Annotated in this window: 16 protein-coding genes; 8 read left to right on the forward strand and 8 right to left on the reverse strand. The window is 73.7% G+C overall.

The window, feature by feature from the left end:
• Positions 1-265: 265 nt before the first annotated feature.
• Positions 266-1,213 carry a 2-hydroxyacid dehydrogenase gene (locus ACFYXV_RS00930; protein WP_389381721.1) on the reverse strand — a complete coding sequence of 316 codons (948 nt, stop codon included), beginning with the start codon at positions 1,211-1,213 and terminating at the stop codon, positions 266-268.
• Between the two features lie 79 nt (positions 1,214-1,292).
• On the opposite strand from ACFYXV_RS00930, the gene ACFYXV_RS00935 reads away from it, so the two are divergent.
• The 3 genes from ACFYXV_RS00935 to ACFYXV_RS00945 all read left to right on the forward strand — a co-directional run bounded on the left by ACFYXV_RS00935 (position 1,293) and on the right by ACFYXV_RS00945 (position 3,905).
• Positions 1,293-2,300, forward strand: a complete 1,008-nt coding sequence (locus ACFYXV_RS00935) for an aldo/keto reductase (protein WP_385471620.1) — start codon at positions 1,293-1,295, stop codon at positions 2,298-2,300.
• Between the two features lie 131 nt (positions 2,301-2,431).
• On the forward strand, positions 2,432-3,685 hold the full coding sequence (locus ACFYXV_RS00940) for a PQQ-dependent sugar dehydrogenase (protein ID WP_389381722.1): 1,254 nt from the start codon (positions 2,432-2,434) through the stop codon (positions 3,683-3,685).
• A gap of 52 nt (positions 3,686-3,737) precedes the next feature.
• Positions 3,738-3,905 (forward strand): DUF6191 domain-containing protein, encoded by a 168-nt coding sequence (locus ACFYXV_RS00945; RefSeq protein ID WP_385471684.1) that lies wholly within the window; start codon positions 3,738-3,740, stop codon positions 3,903-3,905.
• On the opposite strand, the gene ACFYXV_RS00950 is transcribed toward ACFYXV_RS00945, so the two are convergent.
• The 5 genes from ACFYXV_RS00950 to ACFYXV_RS00970 all read right to left on the reverse strand — a co-directional run bounded on the left by ACFYXV_RS00950 (position 3,871) and on the right by ACFYXV_RS00970 (position 11,090).
• Complete coding sequence (locus ACFYXV_RS00950; RefSeq protein ID WP_385471681.1) at positions 3,871-6,924, reverse strand: AAA family ATPase; 3,054 nt, start codon at positions 6,922-6,924, stop codon at positions 3,871-3,873. The genes ACFYXV_RS00945 and ACFYXV_RS00950 overlap by 35 nt on opposite strands.
• An 80-nt stretch (positions 6,925-7,004) precedes the next feature.
• Complete coding sequence (locus ACFYXV_RS00955) at positions 7,005-7,172, reverse strand: hypothetical protein (protein WP_385471615.1); 168 nt, start codon at positions 7,170-7,172, stop codon at positions 7,005-7,007.
• Positions 7,173-7,362: 190 nt separating this feature from the next.
• Positions 7,363-7,965, reverse strand: coding sequence for a hypothetical protein (locus tag ACFYXV_RS00960; RefSeq protein ID WP_389381723.1), 603 nt, complete (start codon positions 7,963-7,965; stop codon positions 7,363-7,365).
• Between the two features lie 214 nt (positions 7,966-8,179).
• The gene (locus tag ACFYXV_RS00965) at positions 8,180-10,429 is read right to left on the reverse strand and encodes an MMPL family transporter (protein ID WP_389381724.1); all 2,250 of its coding nucleotides are present in this window, start codon (positions 10,427-10,429) and stop codon (positions 8,180-8,182) included.
• Positions 10,430-10,655: 226 nt separating this feature from the next.
• The gene (locus ACFYXV_RS00970; protein ID WP_389382099.1) at positions 10,656-11,090 is read right to left on the reverse strand and encodes a signal peptidase I; all 435 of its coding nucleotides are present in this window, start codon (positions 11,088-11,090) and stop codon (positions 10,656-10,658) included.
• Between the two features lie 90 nt (positions 11,091-11,180).
• Between ACFYXV_RS00970 and ACFYXV_RS00975 the strand changes: the two genes are divergently transcribed.
• Complete coding sequence (locus ACFYXV_RS00975; protein WP_389382100.1) at positions 11,181-12,002, forward strand: GNAT family N-acetyltransferase; 822 nt, start codon at positions 11,181-11,183, stop codon at positions 12,000-12,002.
• 33 nt (positions 12,003-12,035) lie between these two features.
• Positions 12,036-12,536, forward strand: coding sequence for a DinB family protein (locus ACFYXV_RS00980; protein ID WP_385471607.1), 501 nt, complete (start codon positions 12,036-12,038; stop codon positions 12,534-12,536).
• 52 nt (positions 12,537-12,588) lie between these two features.
• On the opposite strand, the gene ACFYXV_RS00985 is transcribed toward ACFYXV_RS00980, so the two are convergent.
• The gene (locus ACFYXV_RS00985) at positions 12,589-13,323 is read right to left on the reverse strand and encodes a siderophore-interacting protein (protein WP_385471604.1); all 735 of its coding nucleotides are present in this window, start codon (positions 13,321-13,323) and stop codon (positions 12,589-12,591) included.
• 63 nt (positions 13,324-13,386) lie between these two features.
• On the opposite strand from ACFYXV_RS00985, the gene ACFYXV_RS00990 reads away from it, so the two are divergent.
• The 3 genes from ACFYXV_RS00990 (at position 13,387) to ACFYXV_RS01000 (ending at position 18,120) form a co-directional block, all read left to right on the forward strand.
• The gene (locus tag ACFYXV_RS00990) at positions 13,387-15,474 is read left to right on the forward strand and encodes a penicillin acylase family protein (RefSeq protein ID WP_385471601.1); all 2,088 of its coding nucleotides are present in this window, start codon (positions 13,387-13,389) and stop codon (positions 15,472-15,474) included.
• On the forward strand, positions 15,471-16,091 hold the full coding sequence (locus ACFYXV_RS00995; RefSeq protein ID WP_389381725.1) for a GNAT family N-acetyltransferase: 621 nt from the start codon (positions 15,471-15,473) through the stop codon (positions 16,089-16,091). Before ACFYXV_RS00990 ends, ACFYXV_RS00995 begins: the two co-directional genes overlap by 4 nt.
• A gap of 160 nt (positions 16,092-16,251) precedes the next feature.
• A complete protein-coding gene (locus tag ACFYXV_RS01000) occupies positions 16,252-18,120 on the forward strand; it encodes a protein kinase (RefSeq protein WP_389381726.1) in 1,869 nt (622 codons plus the stop codon).
• A 112-nt stretch (positions 18,121-18,232) separates the two neighbouring features.
• Here the strand turns inward: ACFYXV_RS01000 and gatB are convergent, their stop codons facing one another.
• Positions 18,233-19,747, reverse strand: a complete 1,515-nt coding sequence (gatB, locus tag ACFYXV_RS01005) for an Asp-tRNA(Asn)/Glu-tRNA(Gln) amidotransferase subunit GatB (RefSeq protein ID WP_385471592.1) — start codon at positions 19,745-19,747, stop codon at positions 18,233-18,235.
• Between the last annotated feature and the right edge of the window lie 2 nt (positions 19,748-19,749).

The following is a 19,749-nucleotide window of genomic DNA, read 5'->3' on the forward strand; positions in this document are numbered from 1 at the left end:
TGGTTCCGGCGCGGCCCAGTCCCGGCAGCGTCGCCTCCGGCGGCCGTGCCGCATCGGATCCTTCGTCCATTGGCCGTACATCGCCCGTCGCCCCCCAAAGTGTCCGATCACTCCCCAGCGCCAGACGAACGCGCTGCAGCCCCTTGTTCCGGACGATACACCACTTTCGTCACTCAGGGACATAGACGGTCTACTCTCCGTTACCAAGCGGGGAGTTGTTGCCACTGTGCGCGTCCGGACGGATGCGGAGCGTGCGCACCGCGCGTCAGTCGGTGACCAGGACCGTGTTCTCCACGGGCTCACCGGCGGCGAACCGGTGGAGCTGGCGGGCCACCAGGCGCCGCGCCCGCGGCGCGAACGCCGTGCTGCTGCCGCCCACGTGAGGCGTGATCAGGACATTGGGAGCATGCCAGAGGGGATGGCCGGCGGGCAGCGGTTCCGGGTCCGTGACGTCGAGTGCCGCGCGCAGCCGGCCCGACTCCAGCTCCGCCACCAGGGCTCCGGTGTCGGCGACGGGGCCGCGCGCCACGTTCACCAGCAGGGCTCCGTCCTTCATCCGGGCCAGGAACGCGGCGTCGGCCAGGCCCCGCGTCGCGTCCGTCAGCGGAGTGGAGAGGATCACCACGTCGGCCCCGGGGAGCAGCCGGGGCAGTTCGGCGTGAGCGTGCACGGGCCCGCGCGTGGTGGTGCGCGCCGAGCGTGCGACCCGTACGACCCGCGCGCACTCGAAGGGTGCGAGCCGGTCCTCGATGGCCGCGCCGATCGACCCGTACCCGACGATCAGCACGGACTTGTCGGCGAGGGCGTCGTAGAAGCCGGAGCGCCAGTCCTCGCGGTCCTGTCCGCGCACCATCCCCGGGATCCCGCGCAGCGAGGCGAGGGTGAGGGTGAGCGCCAGCTCGGCGGTGCTCGCCTCGTGGACCCCGCGCGCGTTGCACAGCCGTACGCCGGGTCGGAGCAGGCCGAGGCCGCCCAGGACGTGGTCGATGCCCGCGGTCAGCGTCTGCACGACCTCCAGGTGCGGCATGCCGGGCAGCGGCCGCAGGGTCACCTCGGGGGACTTCATGTACGGGGTGACGTAGAAGACGCAGGCGGCCGGGTCGGCCGGGAAGGCGTCCTCCCCGTCCCACTGCCGGTAGGTGAAGGCGTCGGGGAGCTCCTCGATCTCCTCGGCGGGGAACGGCAGCCAGACATCCGCGGTCTTTGCATCCATGGCCAGGAGGCTATGCCAAGGGCAAAGGATCCTGATCAAGCCGTTAGTTTGTTTGCCGGACCGGGAGGGGGACGCACGGGTGGAGCGCAGGTCGATCGGGGCGGGTGCGCTGGCGGTGGGTGCCGTCGGGCTCGGGTGCATGCCGATGAGCTGGGCGTACGCGCCCTCGCGGCGCCACCGCGACGAGTCTTTGGCCACGGTGCACGCGGCGCTGGACCTCGGGGCGAACCTGCTGGACACCGCCGACCTGTACGGGCCCTTCACCAACGAGCTGCTGCTGGGGCGCGTGCTGCGGGAGCGGCGGGCCGAGGCGTTCGTGTCCGCCAAGGTGGGGCTGCGGGCGGGCGAGCAGCACGTGGTGGCGGACGGGCGGCCCGGATACGTGCGGCGGGCGTGCGACGCCTCTCTGCGCCGGCTCCGGACGGACGTCATAGACCTCTACCAGCTGCACCGGGTGGATCCGGACGTCCCGGTGGAGGAGACCTGGGGGGCGATGGCGGAGCTGGTGGGTGCCGGGAAGGTGCGGGCACTGGGGCTCTGCGCGCTCGGGGCGGGCGCCGGGCCGGGGGCGGGCCGGCGCGGGGACCGGGCGTACGAGGTGACCCTGGGGCACCTGGAGCGGGTCCAGCAGGTGTTCCCGGTGAGTGCGGTGCAGGCCGAGCTGTCGGTGTGGTCCCGGGAGGCGCTGCGGCGGCTGCTGCCCTGGTGCGCGGCGCGCGGGGTGGGGTTCCTGGCGGCGATGCCGCTCGGCAGCGGGTTCCTTACCGGGACGCTGCGGCCGGGCGAGGGCTTCGAGTGGGAGGACGTGCGGGCCCGGCACCCGCGGTTCACTGCGGAGTCGATGGCGGCGAACCAGGTGCTGGTGGCGGGGCTGCGGCGGGTGGCGCGGCGGCACGGGCCGCAGGTGACGGCCGCGCAGGTGGCGCTGGCGTGGGTGCTGGCGCAGGGTCCGCAGGTGGTGCCGGTGCCGGGAGCCGACCGGGCGCACTGGGCGGCGGAGAACGCGGGGGCGGCGCGGCTGCGGCTGACGGCCGGGGACCTGGCCGAGATCGCGTCCCTGCCGGCGGCGGTGGGAGCCTGGGACTGAGCCCTGGCGCGAGCCGGTTCCGGGCCCGGGACAACCACTCGATCGGGTGTACGAGCGCCGGAACTTCGGGAAGTGCCGCAGCTGTTGAGACAGGTGAAAGGCGCGATCGCCGACCGGAGGGGAGCAGGACGATGCGATACGGACAGGCACAGGCACAGGCACAGGCATCCGAGAGGTACGAGGGCCCGCGCGCCCGGACCCGCGGAGTGCTGGCGGCGTTCGCCCTGGCGGGCTGCGGGGCTCTGCTCGCAGCGGGCTGCGCACCGGTGGGCGCACCGGCCGCCAAGCCGGGCACGTCACCACCGGGCCCGGCACCCGCCTCATCGGGGTCCGGCGCCGCGGGCTCCCCGTCCGGCGCTCCGTCCGGCTCCTCGGAGGCGGCGCCCCCGGCCAAGGGCTCCGTGACGGTGGCGGGCGAGGTCGCCAAGGACCTGGAGTCCCCCTGGGGCGTGGCCCCGCTGCCCGGCGGGGACCTGCTGGTCGCCTCGCGGGACAAGGGGACGATCAGCAGGGTCGCCGCGGCGACCGGCACGGTGACGCAGATCGGCAAGGTGCCGGGGGTGGCCCCGGGCGGCGAGGGCGGGCTGCTGGGGCTCGCACTGTCGCCCTCGTACGCCTCGGACCGGATGGTGTACGCGTACTTCACGACGGAGTCCGACAACCGCATCGCCCGGATGCGGTACGACGAGCAGCGGGACGCGGGCCAGCAACTGGGCGCGCCGGACACGGTGTTCCGGGGAATCCCCAAGGGTCTGATCCACAACGGGGGCCGGATCGCCTTCGGCCCCGACAAGATGCTCTACGCGGGGACGGGTGAGACCGGTGACACCGGGCTCGCGCAGGACAAGAAGTCGCTGGGCGGCAAGATCCTGCGGATGACCCCGGACGGGCAGCCGGTGCACGGGAATCCCGAGGCCGACTCGGTCGTCTACTCCTACGGGCACCGCAATGTGCAGGGCCTGGCATGGGACAAGGACAAACGGTTGTGGGCGGCCGAGTTCGGCCAGAACACCTGGGACGAGCTGAACCTGATCGAGCCCGGCGTGAACTACGGCTGGCCCGAGGCCGAGGGGAAGGCCGGAAAGCCGGGTCTGCGGGATCCGGTGGCCGTGTGGAAGACGGACGAGGCCTCGCCGAGCGGGATCGCGTGGGCGCAGGGTTCGGTGTGGATGGCCGGGCTGAAGGGCGAGCGGCTGTGGCGGATCCCGCTGGCCGGGGCGGTTCCGGTGGCCGAGCCGGAGGCCTTCCTGACGGGGAAGTACGGCCGGCTGCGCACGGTGATCGCCCTCGGCGGGGACAGATTGCTGCTGGTCACGAGCGAGACGGACGGGCGCGGGTCGCCGGAGGCGGGCGACGACAGGATCCTGACACTGACAGTGCGGTGACCGACGGGGCCCCGGGTGGGGGGCGAAAGGCACGGTGGACGCGGTGTTCAACATGATCGAGGAGCTCTTCAACCCGGGGCGCAAGCACACGGACGAGGAGAAGAAGCGGCTGGAGCTGTCCCGGACCGATGTGAACGACGGCGATCCGGGACGCGGTCCCATAGACCTGGACTCCGGCACGGTGCTCATACGCCTGGCGGAGCCGTCCCCGCGGGGGTGAGCGGCTCGAACAGCCGGAGCCGGTGGGCCAGGGCGGCCGCCTCGCCTCGGCCGGCGACGCCCAGCTTGGCCAGGATGTTCGAGACGTGGACGCTGGCCGTCTTCGGGGAGATGAACAGCTCCTCGGCGATCTGACGGTTGCTCTTGCCCGCCGCGACCAGACCCAGGACGTCCCGTTCGCGGCTGGTCAGGCCCAGGGCCTCGACGGGGTCCGCAGCCGGTGCGGGCAGGGCGGCGGGCTCGTCGGCCGCGGTGAGCGGGAGCCGGGCGCGCTGGGCCAGCAGGGCCAGGTCCTCGCGGAGCCTGCGGGAGCCGAGCCGGCCGGCGGTGGCGTACGCCTCGCGGAGCAGGGCCGCGGCGGCCTCGCGGTCGCCGCCGGAGGTCAGCAGGGCTTCGGCGAGCCGGTGGCGGGCGCGGGCCAGCAGGTACGGGCGCTCCAGCGGGCGGATGGCCCGCTCGACGGCGGACCAGTCGGCGACGGTGTCCCGGTCCTCGGCCCGCAGCAGCTCGGCGCGGAGGAAGTCGGCGTGCACGGCCCACACGGGCACGGGGGTGGCCAGGGCGCGGGCGGCGGCGCGGAGCACGTCGAGGGCGGCTTCGCGGCCGGCGTCGGCGACCGGGAGTCCCCGGGCGTCGGCCTCGGCGGAGGCTGCGGCGAGCAGCAGCGGCCAGGCGTAGCGGTGGTGGCCGAGCGGGAAGCCGTAGGCGACCGCGTCGGTGATCTCCGAGCGGACGTCGGCGATCCGGCCTTCCCCTGCGGCTATGCCGACGGCGAGGCGGTAGAGCGGTATGCGGTGCTGGGGCTGGCTGTCGTGGGTGCCGAAGTGGGCGTGGGCGGCGGTGAGCCGGCTGCTCGCCTCGGTCAGTTCGCCGCGCGCCAGGGCCAGGTAGGACAGACGTGCGGAGGCGGAGCCGCGCGGGGCCGCGCTCTGGCCGACGCGCAGACCGCGCTGGGCGGCCTCGGCCGCCTCGTCCCAGCGGCCGAGGCTGTACAGGCTCTCCGCCATGTTCCCGCTGAGCCAGGCCTCGGTGTCCAGCAGTCGTGACTTCTTGACGAGTTCGACCCCTTGTTCGGCCAGTTCCACGGCTTCGCGGGACCGGCCCATGCTTTCCAGCTGAGAGGTGAGGTTGATATGTGCACGTCCCGCCAACATGACGAGCCCGAGTTCGGCGGCCCGCTCCCGGACCACGAGCATCTCGGCGAGTCCGCGTTCGGGGTCGCCGGCGTCGGTGAGCAGGCAGCCGACCGTGATCCGGGCGTTGAGCTCGATCTCCTCGGCCCCCAGCATGCGTGCGTAGGCCGCTGCGCGTTCCGCGGCTTCGAGGTTGCCGGGGCCCGGGCTGTGGAGCATGCCCCAGCCCGCGGCCCGGACCAGGACCTCGGCGTGCACCTGGGACGGGGGCAGCCCCTTGACGAGCTCCTGGGCCTTGGCGAGTTCCTCCCAGCCGTCGCCGCGGGCGAGGCTGGAGACGAGCCGGGAGCGTTCGGTCCAGAACCAGGCGGCGCGCAGCGGGTCCTGGTCCTCCTCCAGCAGCCGCAGCGCCGTCTTGGTGAGTTTGAGGGCCCGTTCGCGTTCGCCGCCGAAGCGGGCGGCGACGGTCGCCTCGGCCAGCAGGTCGAGCCGCTTCAACGGGGTGGTGGCCGGGTCGCAGCCGCACGGGGGGTACACGTCGGTGTAGTCGACCGGGCGCAGCGACTCGCGGATCTCCTGCGGCGCGCTCTCCCACAGGTCCAGCGCCCTCTCCAGGAGGTTGAGCTGCTCGGAGTAGGCGTGCCGGCGGCGGGCGGCGACCGAGGCGGCGAGCACGGCGGGCAGCGCCTTGGCCGCGTCGTTGGCGCAGTACCAGTAGCTGGCCAGCCGGATGACCCGCTCCTCGGCGCGGATCAGCCAGTCGTCGGCTTCCATCGCCTCGGCGTAGCGGCGGTTGACGCGGGCGCGCTCGCCGGGCAGCAGGTCGTCGCTGACGGCCTCGCGGACCAGCGAGTGGCGGAAGCGGTAGCCGTCCCCGTCGGGGGTGGCGAGGAGGATGTTGGCGCCGACGGCGGCCCGCAGGGCCTCGATCAGCTCGTCCTCGCCGAGCCCGGCGACGGCGCGCAGGAGCGGGTACTCCACGGTGGAGCCGCCCTCGGCGACGATCCGCACCACGCGCTGGGCTGCCTCGGGCAGCACCTCGACGCGGACGAGCAGCAGGTCGCGCAGGGATTCGGTGAGTCCCGCGTGGCAGCCGCTCCGCTTGCAGGCGGCGAGTTCCTCGACGAAGAAGGCGTTGCCGTCGGAGCGGTCGAAGACGGAGTCCACGAACGCCTCGTCGGGCTGCGAGGCGAGGATGCCGGCGAGCTGGCGGCGTACCTCGGCCCGGGTGAAGCGGGGCAGTTCGACGCGCCGGACGGTGCGGAGCCGGTCGAGTTCGGCGAGCAGCGGGCGCAGCGGGTGACGGCGGTGGACGTCGTCGGCCCGGTAGGTGGCGACGACGACGAGCCGGCCGCTCGCGAGGGTGCGGAACAGGTAGGAGAGCAGGTGGCGGGTGGAGGTGTCCGCCCAGTGCAGGTCTTCCAGGACGAGGACGACGGTCCGGTCGGCGGCGAGCCTCTCCAGCATCCGGGCCGTCAGTTCGAAGAGCCGGGCGGTGCTCTCCTCGTCGTGCGGTCCGCGGGGGGTGTCGCCGAGTTCGGGGAGGATCCGGGCGAGTTCGTCCTCCTGGCCCGCGGCCGCGGCGGCCAGCTCCCCCGGGAGCAGGCGGTGCAGGGTGCGCAGGGCCGTCGAGAACGGGGCGAAGGGAAGGCCCTCCGCCCCGATCTCCACACAGCCTCCGACGGCCACCACGGCGCCGCGCCGGTCCGCCTCGCAGAGGAACTCTTCGGTGAGGCGGGTCTTTCCGACCCCGGCCTCGCCGCCGACGAGCATCGCCTGCGGCTCCCCGCCCGCCGCGCGGGTCAATGCGTCGGTGAGTACGGCCAGTTCGTCGGCTCGGCCGACGAACACCGGGCTGACAGATCTGGTCTCCACGTCGCCGAGCATCGCACAGGAGCCCTGGCCCGCGGCACTGGTCGGGGGTGCGCTTCTCATCACGTGTCAGTCCACGCGGTCCGCGGCGCGGGTCACGCGGCGCGCGTGAAGCGGCTCCGCTGTCCTGTCACCCGCCGTTCGGGCTCCTGGCTGCGCGAGGAGGCGCGGCGCGCCTTCTTGGCCTCCTGGATCAGGCGGTACCGGGCGGCCTCGCGGATCTGGTCGGCGCGGCGGGCGGTGGCGATCTCGTACTCGAACATCTTGTACTCCCTGGTTCGTGTTTCTCGGCACCTCGTTCGGTGTGATCCAAGATTCGCGTCCCAGGGGGTGCCGGCACATCGGGCGCATGCCGCATCCGGACGAGACGGGGGTCCTTAGGCCCGCGGCCGAAGGACCCCGGGTCTGACCGGGAGTGCCTAGGAGGGGGTCCTAGGCAGGCGGGTGGAGGTCCTAGGCGGCCTTCGGGAGGGGAGCCAGGATGTCGAAGTACATGAGGCCGAAGAGCAGTACGCCCAGCGCGCCGAGGGCGACGGCGGCCCAGGAGACGGCGCGGACCCAGGTGGGGAGGGTGCGGCCGGGGGCGCCGAACGCCGGGCGGGCCAGGACGAAGACGGCGAGCAGCAGGGCGAGGGTGGACAGGACGCCGTTGACGAGGGCGGTCATGTGCCAGGCGTCGCCGTACAGGGCCTCGATCTTCGCCTCGGTGGTGGCGGCGTTGACCGACTCGATCTGGCCCACGAGGGTCTGGCGCTCGGCGATGACGCGCGAGACCCAGCTTCCGCTGAGGGCGACGAGCCCGAGCCCGGCCGCGACGACGGCGGAGGCCGCGGCGCCGACGCCCTCGGACTTCTTCTCGCTCTCGTCGAACTCGTCGTGGAGTTCGTCCTCAAGGTCCTCGTCGGTGAGGTCGGCCTCGGGGGCCTCCGCGGCCTCTGCGGCCTCGGCGCTCCCCGCGGCGGGGGCGTCCTTGAGGTCGGCCTTGGCCTCGGTGGCCTTGGGCTCGGCGGTGTCCGCCTCGGGCGCGGTCGGGTCGGCGGTCTTCGTGGTGTCCATGCGGGGCACCGTAGGCGGCTTGTCTGAGAGGTTTCTGAGAAGGCTCCGGCGCCTTCGGACCGGCTCGGCGGCGGGCCCGGGCCGGGGCCGCGGCGGGTGGCGTCAGCCGGTCGGGGCGGGCGGCCGCGCGTGGCCGAGGACGGCCCGGACCTCGGTGTCCTGTCGGACGCCGCGGTGGAGGTGGTTCTCGCGCGGCAGCCGGCGGGTCGCCGCGTCACCGGGATGCGGGGGCGGGCTCGGCGCCGTCCTCTCTCGTGGCGGCGACCGCGGCGGGCCGCTGCGCGGGCAGTGTCGCGCGCGCTCGGCATTCCGGGGGCTCGATGCTGATCTTGGGCAGCCGGCGGTCCAGCCAGGCGGGCAGCCACCAGTTGGCGCCGCCGAGCAGGTGCATCAGCGCCGGGACGAGGAGGGTGCGCAGCACGAAGGCGTCGAGTGCGACGGCCGCCGCGAGCGCGATGCCGAACATCGCGATGATCCGGTCGCCGCTGAGCACGAAGGCCAGGAAGACGGAGATCATGATGACCGCCGCCGAGTTGATCACCCGGCTGGTCTCGGTGAGCCCGACGCGGACGGCCCGGCGGTTGTCGCCGGTCTCCAGCCACTCCTCGTACATCCGGCTGACGAGGAACACCTGGTAGTCCATGGACAGCCCGAAGAGCACCGACACCATGATCACCGGCAGGAAGGGCTCGATCGGGCCGGCGCTGCCCAGGCCCAGCAGCTCACTGCCCCAGCCCCACTGGAAGATCGCGACGACGACGCCGAAGGAGGAGGCCACGGCCGCGACGTTCATGGCGGCCGCCTTGAGCGGGATGCCGAGGGAGCGGAAGGCCAGCAGCAGCAGGACGCAGCCGAGGGCGATGACCACCCCGACGAACAGCGGCAGTTTCCCGACGATGACGTCGGCGAAGTCGTCGTAGCCCGCGGTCACGCCGCCGACGTGGGCAGTCATGGAGTTGCCCCGGCCGGCGGCCGGGATGACGCTCTCGCGCAGCGTCGTGACCAGCTCGCTCGTGGCCCGGGACTGGGGGGCGGAGTCCGGGATGACGGTCAGGACGGCGGTGTCCCCGCTCCGGTTGAAGACGGCCGGGCCGGTGGCGGCGACGCCGTCGGTCGTGCGGAGCGCCTCGGCCAGCCGCTCGACGGCGAGCCGGTCCCCGGCTCCGCCGAGGCGGGAGACGACCGTGAGCGGGCCGTTCACTCCGGGCCCGAACCCGTCGGCGAGCAGGTCGTAGGCCTGCCGTGTGGTGGAGCCCGCCGGGTTGTTGCCCTGGTCGGAGGTGCCCAGGTGGAGCGAGAAGGTGGGCAGTGCCAGGACCGCCATGACCAGCGTGGCGAGGATGCCGAGCAGCTGGGGACGGCGCTCCACGAAGGCGGACCAGCGGGCGGCGAACCCGGTGGGCGTCTCGGGGCGCGGGCCCTCGGCGGCGAGCCGCCGGCGCTCGCGGCGCGAGAGGGCGCGCATGCCGATGCAGGAGAGGAGTGCGGGGAGCAGGGTGACCGAGGCGGCGACGGTCAGCACCACCGTGAGGGAGGCGGCGATCGCGACGCCGTTCAGGAAGTTCAGCCGCAGCACCAGCATGCCGAGCAGCGCGATGCACACGGTGGCCCCGGCGAAGACCACGGCCCGGCCCGTGGTGGCGACGGCCCGTGTGGCGGCCTCCTCGACCGGCAGGCCCCTGATGAGGCCCTTGCGGTGCCGGGTCACGATGAACAGGGCGTAGTCGATGCCCACGCCGAGTCCGACGAGGGTGCCGAGCATCGGGGCGAAGTCGGCGACGGGCATGGCGTGTCCGAGCAGGGTGATGCCGGAGTACGCGGTGCCCACGCTGACGAGTGCGGTCGCGATGGGCAGCAGGCTCGCGGCGAGCGAGCCGAAGGCGAGGAAGAGGACCAGGGCCGCGACGGCCACGCCGATGACCTCGGCGAGGTGGGTGGCGGGGGCCTCGGTCAGGGCGACGGCCCGGCCGCCGAGCTCCACCTGGAGTCCGTCCGCCTCGGTGGCCGGGTTCTTCGCGGCGGCGACGACGGCCTTGGCCTGCGCCTTGGGGACGGAGTCGGCCGGCCGGTCGAACGTCACCACGGCGTAGGCGGTCCGGCCGTCGGGGCTGATCTGCGCGGCGCTCTCGGGGCCGGGCCCGTAGGGCCCGGCGACCGAACCGACCCCGGGGAGCCCGGCGATGGTGTCGAGGGCTCCGGCCATGCGCTGTTCGACGGCGGGAGTGCGGACGCTCTGGTGCTCCGGGGCCCGCCACACGATGGTGTCGGTGTCTCCGCCCTGGCCGTGGAATCCGGCGCGCAGCAGGGCGTGGGCACGGCTGGACTCGGTGCCGGGGACCTCGTAGTCGTTGGAGAAGGCGGATCCGGCGGTCCCCGCGGCCACGGCCGTGCCGCCGAGGGCGAGCAGCCAGAGGAGGACGGTCGGCAGGCGGTGCCGCAGGCACCAGCGCGCGATCACTGCCAACGGACGTGCTCCCTGGTGGTTCGGATCTTTACCGGGGCTGCCCGACGCAAAGACGCTGGAACTCGTGAAGGCCCGGCCGACGGCCCGGAGGATCGCCCAGGGACCGGCCGGATTTCGGCCGGAGATCGGCCAAGATGGTCTGCACCGCCACGATCCCAGCGTTTGGTGATCGTTGGCCCGTTTCGTGTGCATCGTCACAGGGGCCGGGGGCGGTACGGGACCGAGGTCACGCGTCCGAAGGGCCGTTCGGCGAGCCGTCCGGCCCGTCGGCCCGGTAGCCGGGGACGGAGGGCCACCTGACGGTGAGCACCACCGCGTCCTCCTCGGCGTACCAGGAGTGGTCGACGCCGCGGCCCCAGACGACGTAGTCGCCCTGTTCGGCGAGGACGACGGTCCGGCCGGGGAACTCCAGCCGGAAGCGGCCGCTGATCAGCACCTGGAGGGCGGTGCGCTCCTCGCCCCGCACCCACTGGGCCCGTTCTTCGCCCTTCGGGTGGACCCCCCACTTGATCTCCACGTCCTTGCTGTGGCGCGGATCGGCGGGGTCCTTGAAGTGGCCGAGGAGCCAGCCGCGGTCGGTGGCGGCGTCCAGGGCGGCCTTGCCGGTGTAGACGGAGTCCGCGGCGGTGCGGGCCGAGGAGGAGGCCGAGCCGGAGGAGATGGAGGAGGGGGAGGCGGGGTCGTCGTTCACGGGGTGAGGCTAATGCAGTTGTGCGGCCGGGCGGAGGGCTGGTGAGCTGGGCCGATGACGATGAATGCTGACGAACTGGTGAGCGTACGGGCCGCGTACGACCGGGAGATGCGCCGCGACGCGCTGCCGGATTCCGCGGCCGTCCGGGTGGAGCGGGCGGGGGCGGTCGTACGGCAGACCGCGAACGCCGCCGGCGCCGAGGGCGGTGGCGGGGCCGGGTGGAACTGGGTGCTCTGGTCGGACCTCGACGAGGAGACGGCGGACGCGGAGATCGCGGCGCAGGTGGCCTACTTCGCGGCTCGCGGGGCCGACGAGGTCGAGTGGAAGCTGTACGGCCACGACCGGCCGGCCGATCTCGGGGACCGGCTGCGCGCGGCGGGGTTCGTGCCGGAGCCGGCCGAGACCCTCATGGTGGGGCGCGCCGACGAGCTCGCCGCGCTGCCGGTGGAGCCGCCGGAGGGGATCACCCTGCGGGTGGTGACGGACGAGGCCGGCGTCGACCTGATGATGGACGTCCACGCGAAGGCCTTCGGTACCGAACGCCCCGCGATGCGGCACCAGCTGCTCACCCTGCTGAGGGACGAGCCGGAGACCCTCGCGGCGGTGGTGGCGATGGCCGGGGACACCCCGGTCAGCGCGGCCCGCATGGAGATGCGCCCGGGCTGCTCGTTCGCCGGACTCTGGGGCGGCGGCACCCTGCCTCAGTGGCGGGGCCGCGGCATCTACCGCCTCCTGGTCGCCCACCGCGCCCGCATCGCGGCGGCCCGCGGCATCCGGTACCTCCAGGTCGACGCCTCCGCCGACAGCCGCCCGATCCTCGACCGTCTGGGCTTCGCGACCCTGGGCACGACGGTCCCGTACATCTGGACCGCAAAGCCGTAGCGCGGGCGGGCGGCTCCGGGGGAAGATCGCGGGATGGAACGTATCGGGCCGCCCCTGACCGGGGACGAGCGGGAGACACTGCGCGCATTCCTCGACTACCACCGGGCCACCCTCGCCTGGAAGTGCGAGGGGCTCACCGACGAGGAGCTGCGGCGGTCTTCGATGCCGCCGTCCACGCTCTCCCTGCTGGGCCTGGTCCGGCACATGGGCGAGGTCGAGCGGCACTGGTTCCGCCGCACCCTGAACGGGGAGGAGCTTCCCCACCTCTGGTCCGACACCCACGACTTCCAGGCCGCCTACGACGCCTCCGGCGCCACGCGCGAGGAGGCGTTCACGGCCTGGGAGACGGAGGTCGCGCACGCGCGCCGCATCGAGGCGGCTGCCGGGTCCCTCGACGTGACGGCGTACGTGGCCAGTTGGAAGGAGGAGGCCTCGATGAGGCTCGTCATGCTCCACCTGATCCACGAGTACGCGCGCCACAACGGCCACGCCGACCTCCTGCGCCAGGCCATCGACGGCGCCACCGGAGCCTGACGGCCGGCCCCGGCGGGACGCCCCGCCCTCCGGCGGCCCGTCCGGGGATCCGTCAGGCCGCCCGCCAGTAGCCCAGGCCGTTCACCCGCTGCTTCGGCAGGGCCAGGTCCTTGCGGAGGTACGCCGTCAGCGTGCGCGTCGTGGCGGTGTCGCAGGCCAGCCAGACGTACGCCGACTCCGGGTCCGCGACGAGCTCCGGGAGCTCCGCCTTGACCTGTTCCACCAGCGCCGAGCCCGCGCGCCCGACCCGCCGGACCTCGTGCCGGGCCGGGTCGAGCCGGACCGGGAGGTCGGCGTCCGAGGCGTGCTGGGTCTCCAGCCAGATCGTGGCCGGGGTCTGCGGGTAGGCGTCCAGCAGGGAGTTGATCGCCGGCACCGAGGCCGGGTCTCCGATCACCAGCAGTCGCTCCGGCGCCGGCGCAGGTGCCGTGAAGCCCGTCCCCTGGACGGTGGCCTCGATGGTGTCGCCCGCCTTCGCGGCCCGCGCCCACGCGCTCGCGGGGCCGTCGTGCAGGGCGAACTCCAGGGCGAACGTTCCCGCCCCGGGATCCGGGTCGACGAGGGTGTACGCCCGCGTGTGCGGCTTGCCGGCGTTGTCGAACCACAGCCGCACCCACATCGTCGGGTGAATCGACTCGCCCGCCGCGGCCAGCAGCCCGCCGTCCGTCACGTACACGCGGCGGTAGTGCTCCGTGACCTCTTCCGCGCCCGTGACCGTGAAGGTGAAGTCCTTGCCGCGCAGAAGCCGCAGGACCACGCCTTCCCATCCCTTGCCGACGCCCGCCATGTGCGACCACCCCTCCCTGAAGAACCCCTATAGTTAGGGCAGCCTAACCTAATGCACTGGGGGATGAGTGTGAGCCTTCTGAACAACGCCGGCGCCGGCGAAGCCTTCGAGCTCTACCGGGACGACTGGGGCGTCCCCCATCTCCGCGCCTCCGACGCCGACCGCCTCGCCTACGCCCAGGGCCACGCCACCGCCCTCGACCGCGCCTGGCAGCTGGAGGTCGAGCGCCACCGCGCCCAGGGCTCCAGCGCCGCCTTCCTCGGCCAGGACTCCGTCGCCTGGGACCGGTTCGTGCGCCAGGCCCGGCTCGCCGACACCGCCCGCCGCTGCCACGAGGCCCTCGACCCCGAAACCGCCGCCTGGGTCGGAGCCTACGTGGACGGCGTCAACGACGGGCTCGCCCGGGGCGCCGCCCGCGACGAGCGCTTCGCCCGCACCGGCCACGCCCCCACCCCGTGGGAGCCGTGGGTCCCACTGGCCATCTGGATCGCCACCCACATCCTCTTCGCCGGGTTCGCCACCAAGCTGTGGCGCGAGCGGGTGGGCCGCGCCCTCGGCGACGAGGCCGTCACCCTCTTCGCCACCGACGGCCCCGGCACCGCCGGCAGCAACGGCTGGCTGGTCCCGGGCGAGCGGACCGCCACCGGCTCGGCGCTCATCGCCGGCGACCCGCACCGGTTCATCGAGGACCCGGGCGTCTACCAGCAGATACGGCTCTCCTGCCCCGAGTACGACGTCATCGGCCTGGCCGTCCCCGGCATCCCCGGCCTCGGCCACTTCGGGCACACCGGCAGCGCCGCCTGGGCGATCACCAACGCCATGGCCGACTACCAGGACCTCTACGCCGAGCGGCTGCGCCCCGCCGCCCAGGGCGAGGGCATCGAGGCCCTCGGCCCCGACGGCGCCTGGGAGCCCGTCCACCGGCACACCGAGACGATCACCGTGGCCGGCGCCGACCCGGTGGAGGTCGAGGTCCTGGAGACCGCCCGCGGCCCCGTGATCGTCCACGACGGCCCGGCGGACCAGACCCTCTCGCTCCGCTACCCGCCCCGGGTCCGCCGCGACCTCGGCTTCGCCGTCCTCCCCGCCCTGCTGCGCGCCCGTACCGTCGCCGACATCGACCGCGCCCTCGACGGCTGGGCCGAGCCCGTCAACGTCGTCCACGCCGCCGACACCGAGGGCGGCCTGCTGCACCGCGTCGCGGGCGCCGTCCCGCTGCGCGACCCGGCCAACCGGCTGCGCCCGGTGCCCGCCTGGGATCCCCGGTACGTCTGGCAGGGCTGGGCCGAGACCCCCGCCGAGCCCGTGCAGGGCTTCGCCGTCATGGCCAACGCGCGCGGCATCGCCTCGCCGCTCGGCGTCGAGTTCGCGCCCCCGCACCGCGCCAACCGCATCCGCGAGCTGCTCTCCGGCTCGGCTGACTGGTCCCCGAAGGCGATGGCCGAGGTGCACGCGGACACCCACCTGGCCTCGGCCGCGCCGCTGCTGGCCCTGCTGCCCGGGCTCGAAGGCCTCTCCCCCGCCGCGCAGGCCCTGCGCGCCCGACTGCTCGCCTGGGACCGGCACATGGCGGCCGAGAGCACCGACGCCACCGTCTTCTCGGCGCTGCGGACCGCGACCGTACGCCGCTTCGCCGCCGATCCCGCCCTCGCGGGGCTGGCCGGGGCGCCGACCGGCCCCGAGGTGTTCCACCCGTGGCTGTACCTGGTCCCCCGCGTCGGCTACGCCCTGGAGGGGCTGCTGACCACACCCCTGCTGCCCTCCCTCGACCGGGCGGCCCACGTACGGGCCGCCCTGGAGGAGACGGCCGCGGCGGACACCCCCGACACCCCGTGGTCACGGGTACACCGCCTCGCTCCCTGGTCGGCGCTGCCCGACCCCGATGCCCAGTGGCCCGGACTCGGCGGCGATCATGACTGTGTGAACGCCACCTCGACCGTGCCCGGTTTCACCGATCTCACCGCCCGCGCGTCGGCGGCGCGCTACGTGTGGGACCTGGCCCGCCGTGAGGACAGCCTCTGGGCGGTCCCGCTCGGCGCGGACGGCGTCACCGGATCGCCCCACCACCGCGACCAGCTCCCGTTCTGGGCCCGGTGCGAACTCGTCCCCGTCGTCACCGACTGGACCCGTCTCACCAAGGAATCCGTATGACCAGCAGCAGCGCGTCCTCCGCCTCCGCCGCCGGTACCCGGCAGCCCGTGTACTCCCAGCGCGTCGAGGGCGTCGGAACGGTCACCCTCACCCCCGTCGACCCCGTCGCCGACGCCCCGCTGATCCACTCCTGGGTCACCGAGGAGCGGGCCCGCTTCTGGGGCATGGGCGGGGCCAGCCGCGAGCTCGTCCAGGAGATCTACGAGGACGTCGACCGCCGCACCACCCACCACGCGTTCCTCGCGCGCCGCGACGGCGAGCCCGTCGGGCTGTTCCAGACGTACGACTGCGCCGAGGACCGGATCAGCGAGTGCTACGAGGTCCTGCCCGGCGACACGGGCGTGCACCTGCTGATCGGTCCGACGCGCGGCGCCTCCGAACGCGGCTTCAGCGCCGGCGTGTTCGGCGCCTTCCTCTCGTACGTCCTCTCGGACGGGAGCACCCGCCGGATCGTGGCGGAGCCCGACGCCCGCAACGAGAAGGCCATGACCCGCCTGGTGCGGTCCGGCTTCGAGCTGGGCCCGGAGATCGACCTCCCGGAGATCGACCTGCCCGAGGTGTACCTGCCGGCGAAGCGGGCCCGCCTCGCCTTCCTCAGCGGCCCGCAGGGCGGCTGACCGGCACCCCCTGCCACCGCGCGGCGCCCGCGCAGCACCGCTGCGGGCAGCGACCCTCCCGTCGCTCCCCGCGGTGGTGGAATGTGTCGTTCCCCATTGACCGGGCGCACCCGGCGGCTGGAAGCTGAGGCCCACTCAAAGCACTTGCAGTGGGGGACAATTGACCAGCCAGAATCTGCACATCGGGCCGGACGCGGCAGCGGACCGGTACCGATTGCTCCGGTCGATCGGCCGCGGCGGCGAGGCCGTGCTCTATCTCGCGGAGATCGAGCTGGCCGGCGGGGCCGAGCCGGTGGTCGTGAAGGTGCTCGACTCGAAGACGACGATCACGCCCGACGTCTTCGACCGGATCAGCCAGAAGTGGAACGAGCAGGCGGAGCTGCTCCGGTTCGTGCACCGGCCGGGCGTGGTGGGGGTGCGGGAGCACTTCGAGGGGCCGCCGATCCACCGGGCCGGGGACTCCTCGACGCTCACCGGCCGGGCGCTCGTCCTCGTGATGAACCATGTCGACGGGCTGGACCTGCGGGACTGGCGGGCCGAGCGGACGCTGGCCGGTGCCGCCGAGCGGCGCGAGGTGATGCGGACGCTGGAGCAGCTCGCCGACGTACTCGACTGGCTGCACTCGGGGAAGGCCACCCCCTCCGGACGCCAGGTGATCCACGGCGACCTGTCGCCCGGCAACGTGATGGTCGACGCCCACGGCCAGGCCACGCTGGTGGACTTCGGGCTGAGCAAGCTGACCGCCGACCACCAGACGGCGGAGGTGTGGTTCACGCCCGGGTACGCGGCCCCCGAGGTATTCGACGGCAAGCGCACGCCGGGTACGGACCGGTACGCCTTCGGTGCCATCGCGTACTTCCTGCTGAGCGGGGAGTCCCCGCCGGCCACTCCGGAGCAGCTGGCCCAGGCCATGGCCGGGCTCCCGCAGATCGCCGTACTCGACGCCGAGCAGCGGGCCCGGATCACGGCGATCTGCTCGGCGGACCCGGGGCGGCGGCCGGTGAACCTGGCCGGCTGGATGAAGGACATCCGCCACGCCGTGGTGTCCACGACGACGTCCACCTCGCAGCGCGCGGTCCAGGACGCCGTGCCGGCGAAGCCGGCCGTTCCACCGCCCCCGGCCGTCCCGCCGCAGCCCGCGGCCGCGCCCGCGCCGGCGCCGGCGCACCTGTCAGCGCCCCTGTCGGCGCCGCCGGTACCGCCCGCGGCGTACGTGCCGACCGCGCCGGCGTCGGCCCCCGATCCGGCCCCGGCCCCCTCCCCCGATCCGGGGCCCGCCACGGTGCCCGACGCGGTGCCCGCCGGGTACGGGCCCGCGTACCACCGAAGTCCGGCCCCGGTCCCCGCCCCCGAGCCGCCGCGTCCCGCCGGGAAGCGGCGGACCGGCCTGGTCCTCGGCTCGGTGGCCACCGTGGTGGTCCTGGCGGCGCTCGCGGTGCTCGGCGTACAGCTCCTGGGCGACAAGGACAAGGAGAACACCGCGGCGAACGGAAAGCCCGCCGGGAACAGCACACCGAAGGCACCGGCCTCGGCCTCGAACTCGGCGACTCCCTCGGCGGATCCCTCCGAGGAGAGTCCCACCCCCCAGGAGTCCCCCAGTCCGGCGGCCTCGGGCAGCCGGGACCCGGGGTCGGTCAAGGACAGCAACGTGGCGGATCTGACGGTGCTGTCCTCGGTCGGGGAGATCCACAACTTCGAGGTCGGCTCCGCCAAGCTGAACACGAAGGAGTACGGGGCGGCCCTGCTCGGGAGCTGTTACGTCGGCGCGAGCGTCGAATACGACGTGAACCGGGCCTGGTCCACGCTGGAGTTCACCGCGGGCGTCGACGACGGCTCGACGGTGGAGGAGGCCCGCGTGACCATCTCCGTGGACGACAAGCCCGCTCTCTTCTCCGAGCAGGTCCACCTGGGCAAGCCGGTCACCAAGTCGCTGGACATCAAGGGGGCCCTGAGGCTTCGCATCAAGGTGGAGGAGACCTGCCGGGACCGGGGCAGCGCCATCATCGCGGCCCCGGTCCTCAAGCGCTGACGGATCCCCGCCGCGGCAACGGCCCCGGCCGTCCCGTACACGGGAACGCACGGAGGCCCCGCACCAACGGGTGCGGGGCCTCCGGACGTCCCGGCCTTCACGGCCGAGGGGGTCAGCCCTCGCTCACGCCCAGGCGTTCCAGGATGAGCTCCTTCACGCGGGCCGCGTCGGCCTGGCCGCGCGTGGTCTTCATGACCGCGCCGACCAGCGCGCCCACGGCCGCGACCTTGCCGCCGCGGATCTTGTCCGCGATGGCCGCGTTGCCCGCGATGGCCTCGTCCACGGCCGCGCCGAGCGCGCCCTCGTCCGAGACGACCTTCAGGCCGCGCTTCTCGACGACCTCGTCCGGGGTGCCCTCGCCGGCGAGGACGCCCTCCAGGACCTGGCGGGCCAGCTTGTCGTTGAGCTCACCGGCCGCCACCAGGGCCGCGACGCGCGCGACCTGGGCCGGGGTGATGGGCAGCTCGTCGACGACGACGCCCTGCTCGTTGGCGTTGCGGGCCAGCTCGCCCATCCACCACTTGCGCGCGGCCGTCGAGTCGGCGCCCGCCTCGATCGTGGCGACGATGGAGTCCACCGCGCCCGCGTTGAGGATCGACTGCATGTCGTGCTCGTTCACGCCCCACTCCTCGCGGAGGCGGTTGCGGCGCACGCGCGGCATCTCGGGCAGACCGCCGCGCAGCTCCTCGACCCAGTCGCGGGCCGGGGCCACGGGGACCAGGTCGGGCTCCGGGAAGTACCGGTAGTCCTCGGCGTTGTCCTTGATGCGGCCGGCGGTGGTGGAGCCGTCCTCCTCGTGGAAGTGCCGGGTCTCCTGCACGATCGTGCCGCCGGACGAGAGCACGGCCGCGTGGCGCTGGATCTCGAAGCGGGCCGCGCGCTCGACGGAGCGCAGCGAGTTGACGTTCTTCGTCTCGCTGCGGGTGCCGAACTCGGACTCGGGGGTGGGGCGCAGCGACAGGTTCACGTCGCAGCGCATCTGCCCCTTGTCCATGCGGGCCTCGGAGACGCCGAGCGCCTTGATGACCTCGCGCAGCTCGGCGACGTACGCCTTGGCGACCTCGGGGGCCCGCTCGCCCGCGCCCTCGATCGGCTTGGTGACGATCTCGATGAGCGGGATGCCGGCGCGGTTGTAGTCCAGCAGGGAGTGGGACGCGCCGTGGATACGGCCGGTGGCGCCGCCGACGTGCAGCGACTTGCCGGTGTCCTCCTCCATGTGGGCGCGCTCGATCTCCACGCGGAAGATCTCGCCGTCCTCCAGCTGTACGTCGAGGAAGCCGTTGAAGGCGATCGGCTCGTCGTACTGGGAGGTCTGGAAGTTCTTCGGCATGTCCGGATAGAAGTAGTTCTTCCGGGCGAAGCGGCACCACTCGGCGATCTCGCAGTTCAGCGCGAGGCCGATCTTGACGGCGGACTCGATGCCGATCGCGTTGACGACGGGCAGCGCGCCGGGCAGGCCGAGGCAGACCGGGCAGGTCTGCGAGTTGGGCTCGGCGCCCAGCTCGGTCGAGCAGCCGCAGAACATCTTGGTCTTGGTGCCGAGCTCGACATGGACCTCCAGGCCCATGACGGGGTCGAACGAGGCGAGAGCGTCCTCGTACGACAGCAGTTCGGTGAAGGTGGTCACGG

It is taken from the genome of Streptomyces sp. NPDC002181, from assembly GCF_042890485.1.
GTDB lineage: Bacteria > Actinomycetota > Actinomycetes > Streptomycetales > Streptomycetaceae > Streptomyces.

Coding starts and splice junctions, on each gene's coding strand:
- ACFYXV_RS00980 (WP_385471607.1), top strand. CDS start 12,036: ATGGAACGTATCGGGCCGCCCCTGACCGGGGACGAGCGGGAGACACTG.
- ACFYXV_RS00995 (WP_389381725.1), top strand. CDS start 15,471: ATGACCAGCAGCAGCGCGTCCTCCGCCTCCGCCGCCGGTACCCGGCAG.
- ACFYXV_RS00930 (WP_389381721.1), bottom strand. CDS start 1,213: ATGGATGCAAAGACCGCGGATGTCTGGCTGCCGTTCCCCGCCGAGGAG.
- ACFYXV_RS00960 (WP_389381723.1), bottom strand. CDS start 7,965: ATGGACACCACGAAGACCGCCGACCCGACCGCGCCCGAGGCGGACACC.
- ACFYXV_RS00945 (WP_385471684.1), top strand. CDS start 3,738: ATGATCGAGGAGCTCTTCAACCCGGGGCGCAAGCACACGGACGAGGAG.
- ACFYXV_RS00990 (WP_385471601.1), top strand. CDS start 13,387: ATGAGTGTGAGCCTTCTGAACAACGCCGGCGCCGGCGAAGCCTTCGAG.
- ACFYXV_RS00955 (WP_385471615.1), bottom strand. CDS start 7,172: ATGTTCGAGTACGAGATCGCCACCGCCCGCCGCGCCGACCAGATCCGC.
- ACFYXV_RS00950 (WP_385471681.1), bottom strand. CDS start 6,924: ATGCTCGGCGACGTGGAGACCAGATCTGTCAGCCCGGTGTTCGTCGGC.
- ACFYXV_RS00975 (WP_389382100.1), top strand. CDS start 11,181: ATGAATGCTGACGAACTGGTGAGCGTACGGGCCGCGTACGACCGGGAG.
- ACFYXV_RS00985 (WP_385471604.1), bottom strand. CDS start 13,323: ATGGCGGGCGTCGGCAAGGGATGGGAAGGCGTGGTCCTGCGGCTTCTG.
- ACFYXV_RS00940 (WP_389381722.1), top strand. CDS start 2,432: ATGCGATACGGACAGGCACAGGCACAGGCACAGGCATCCGAGAGGTAC.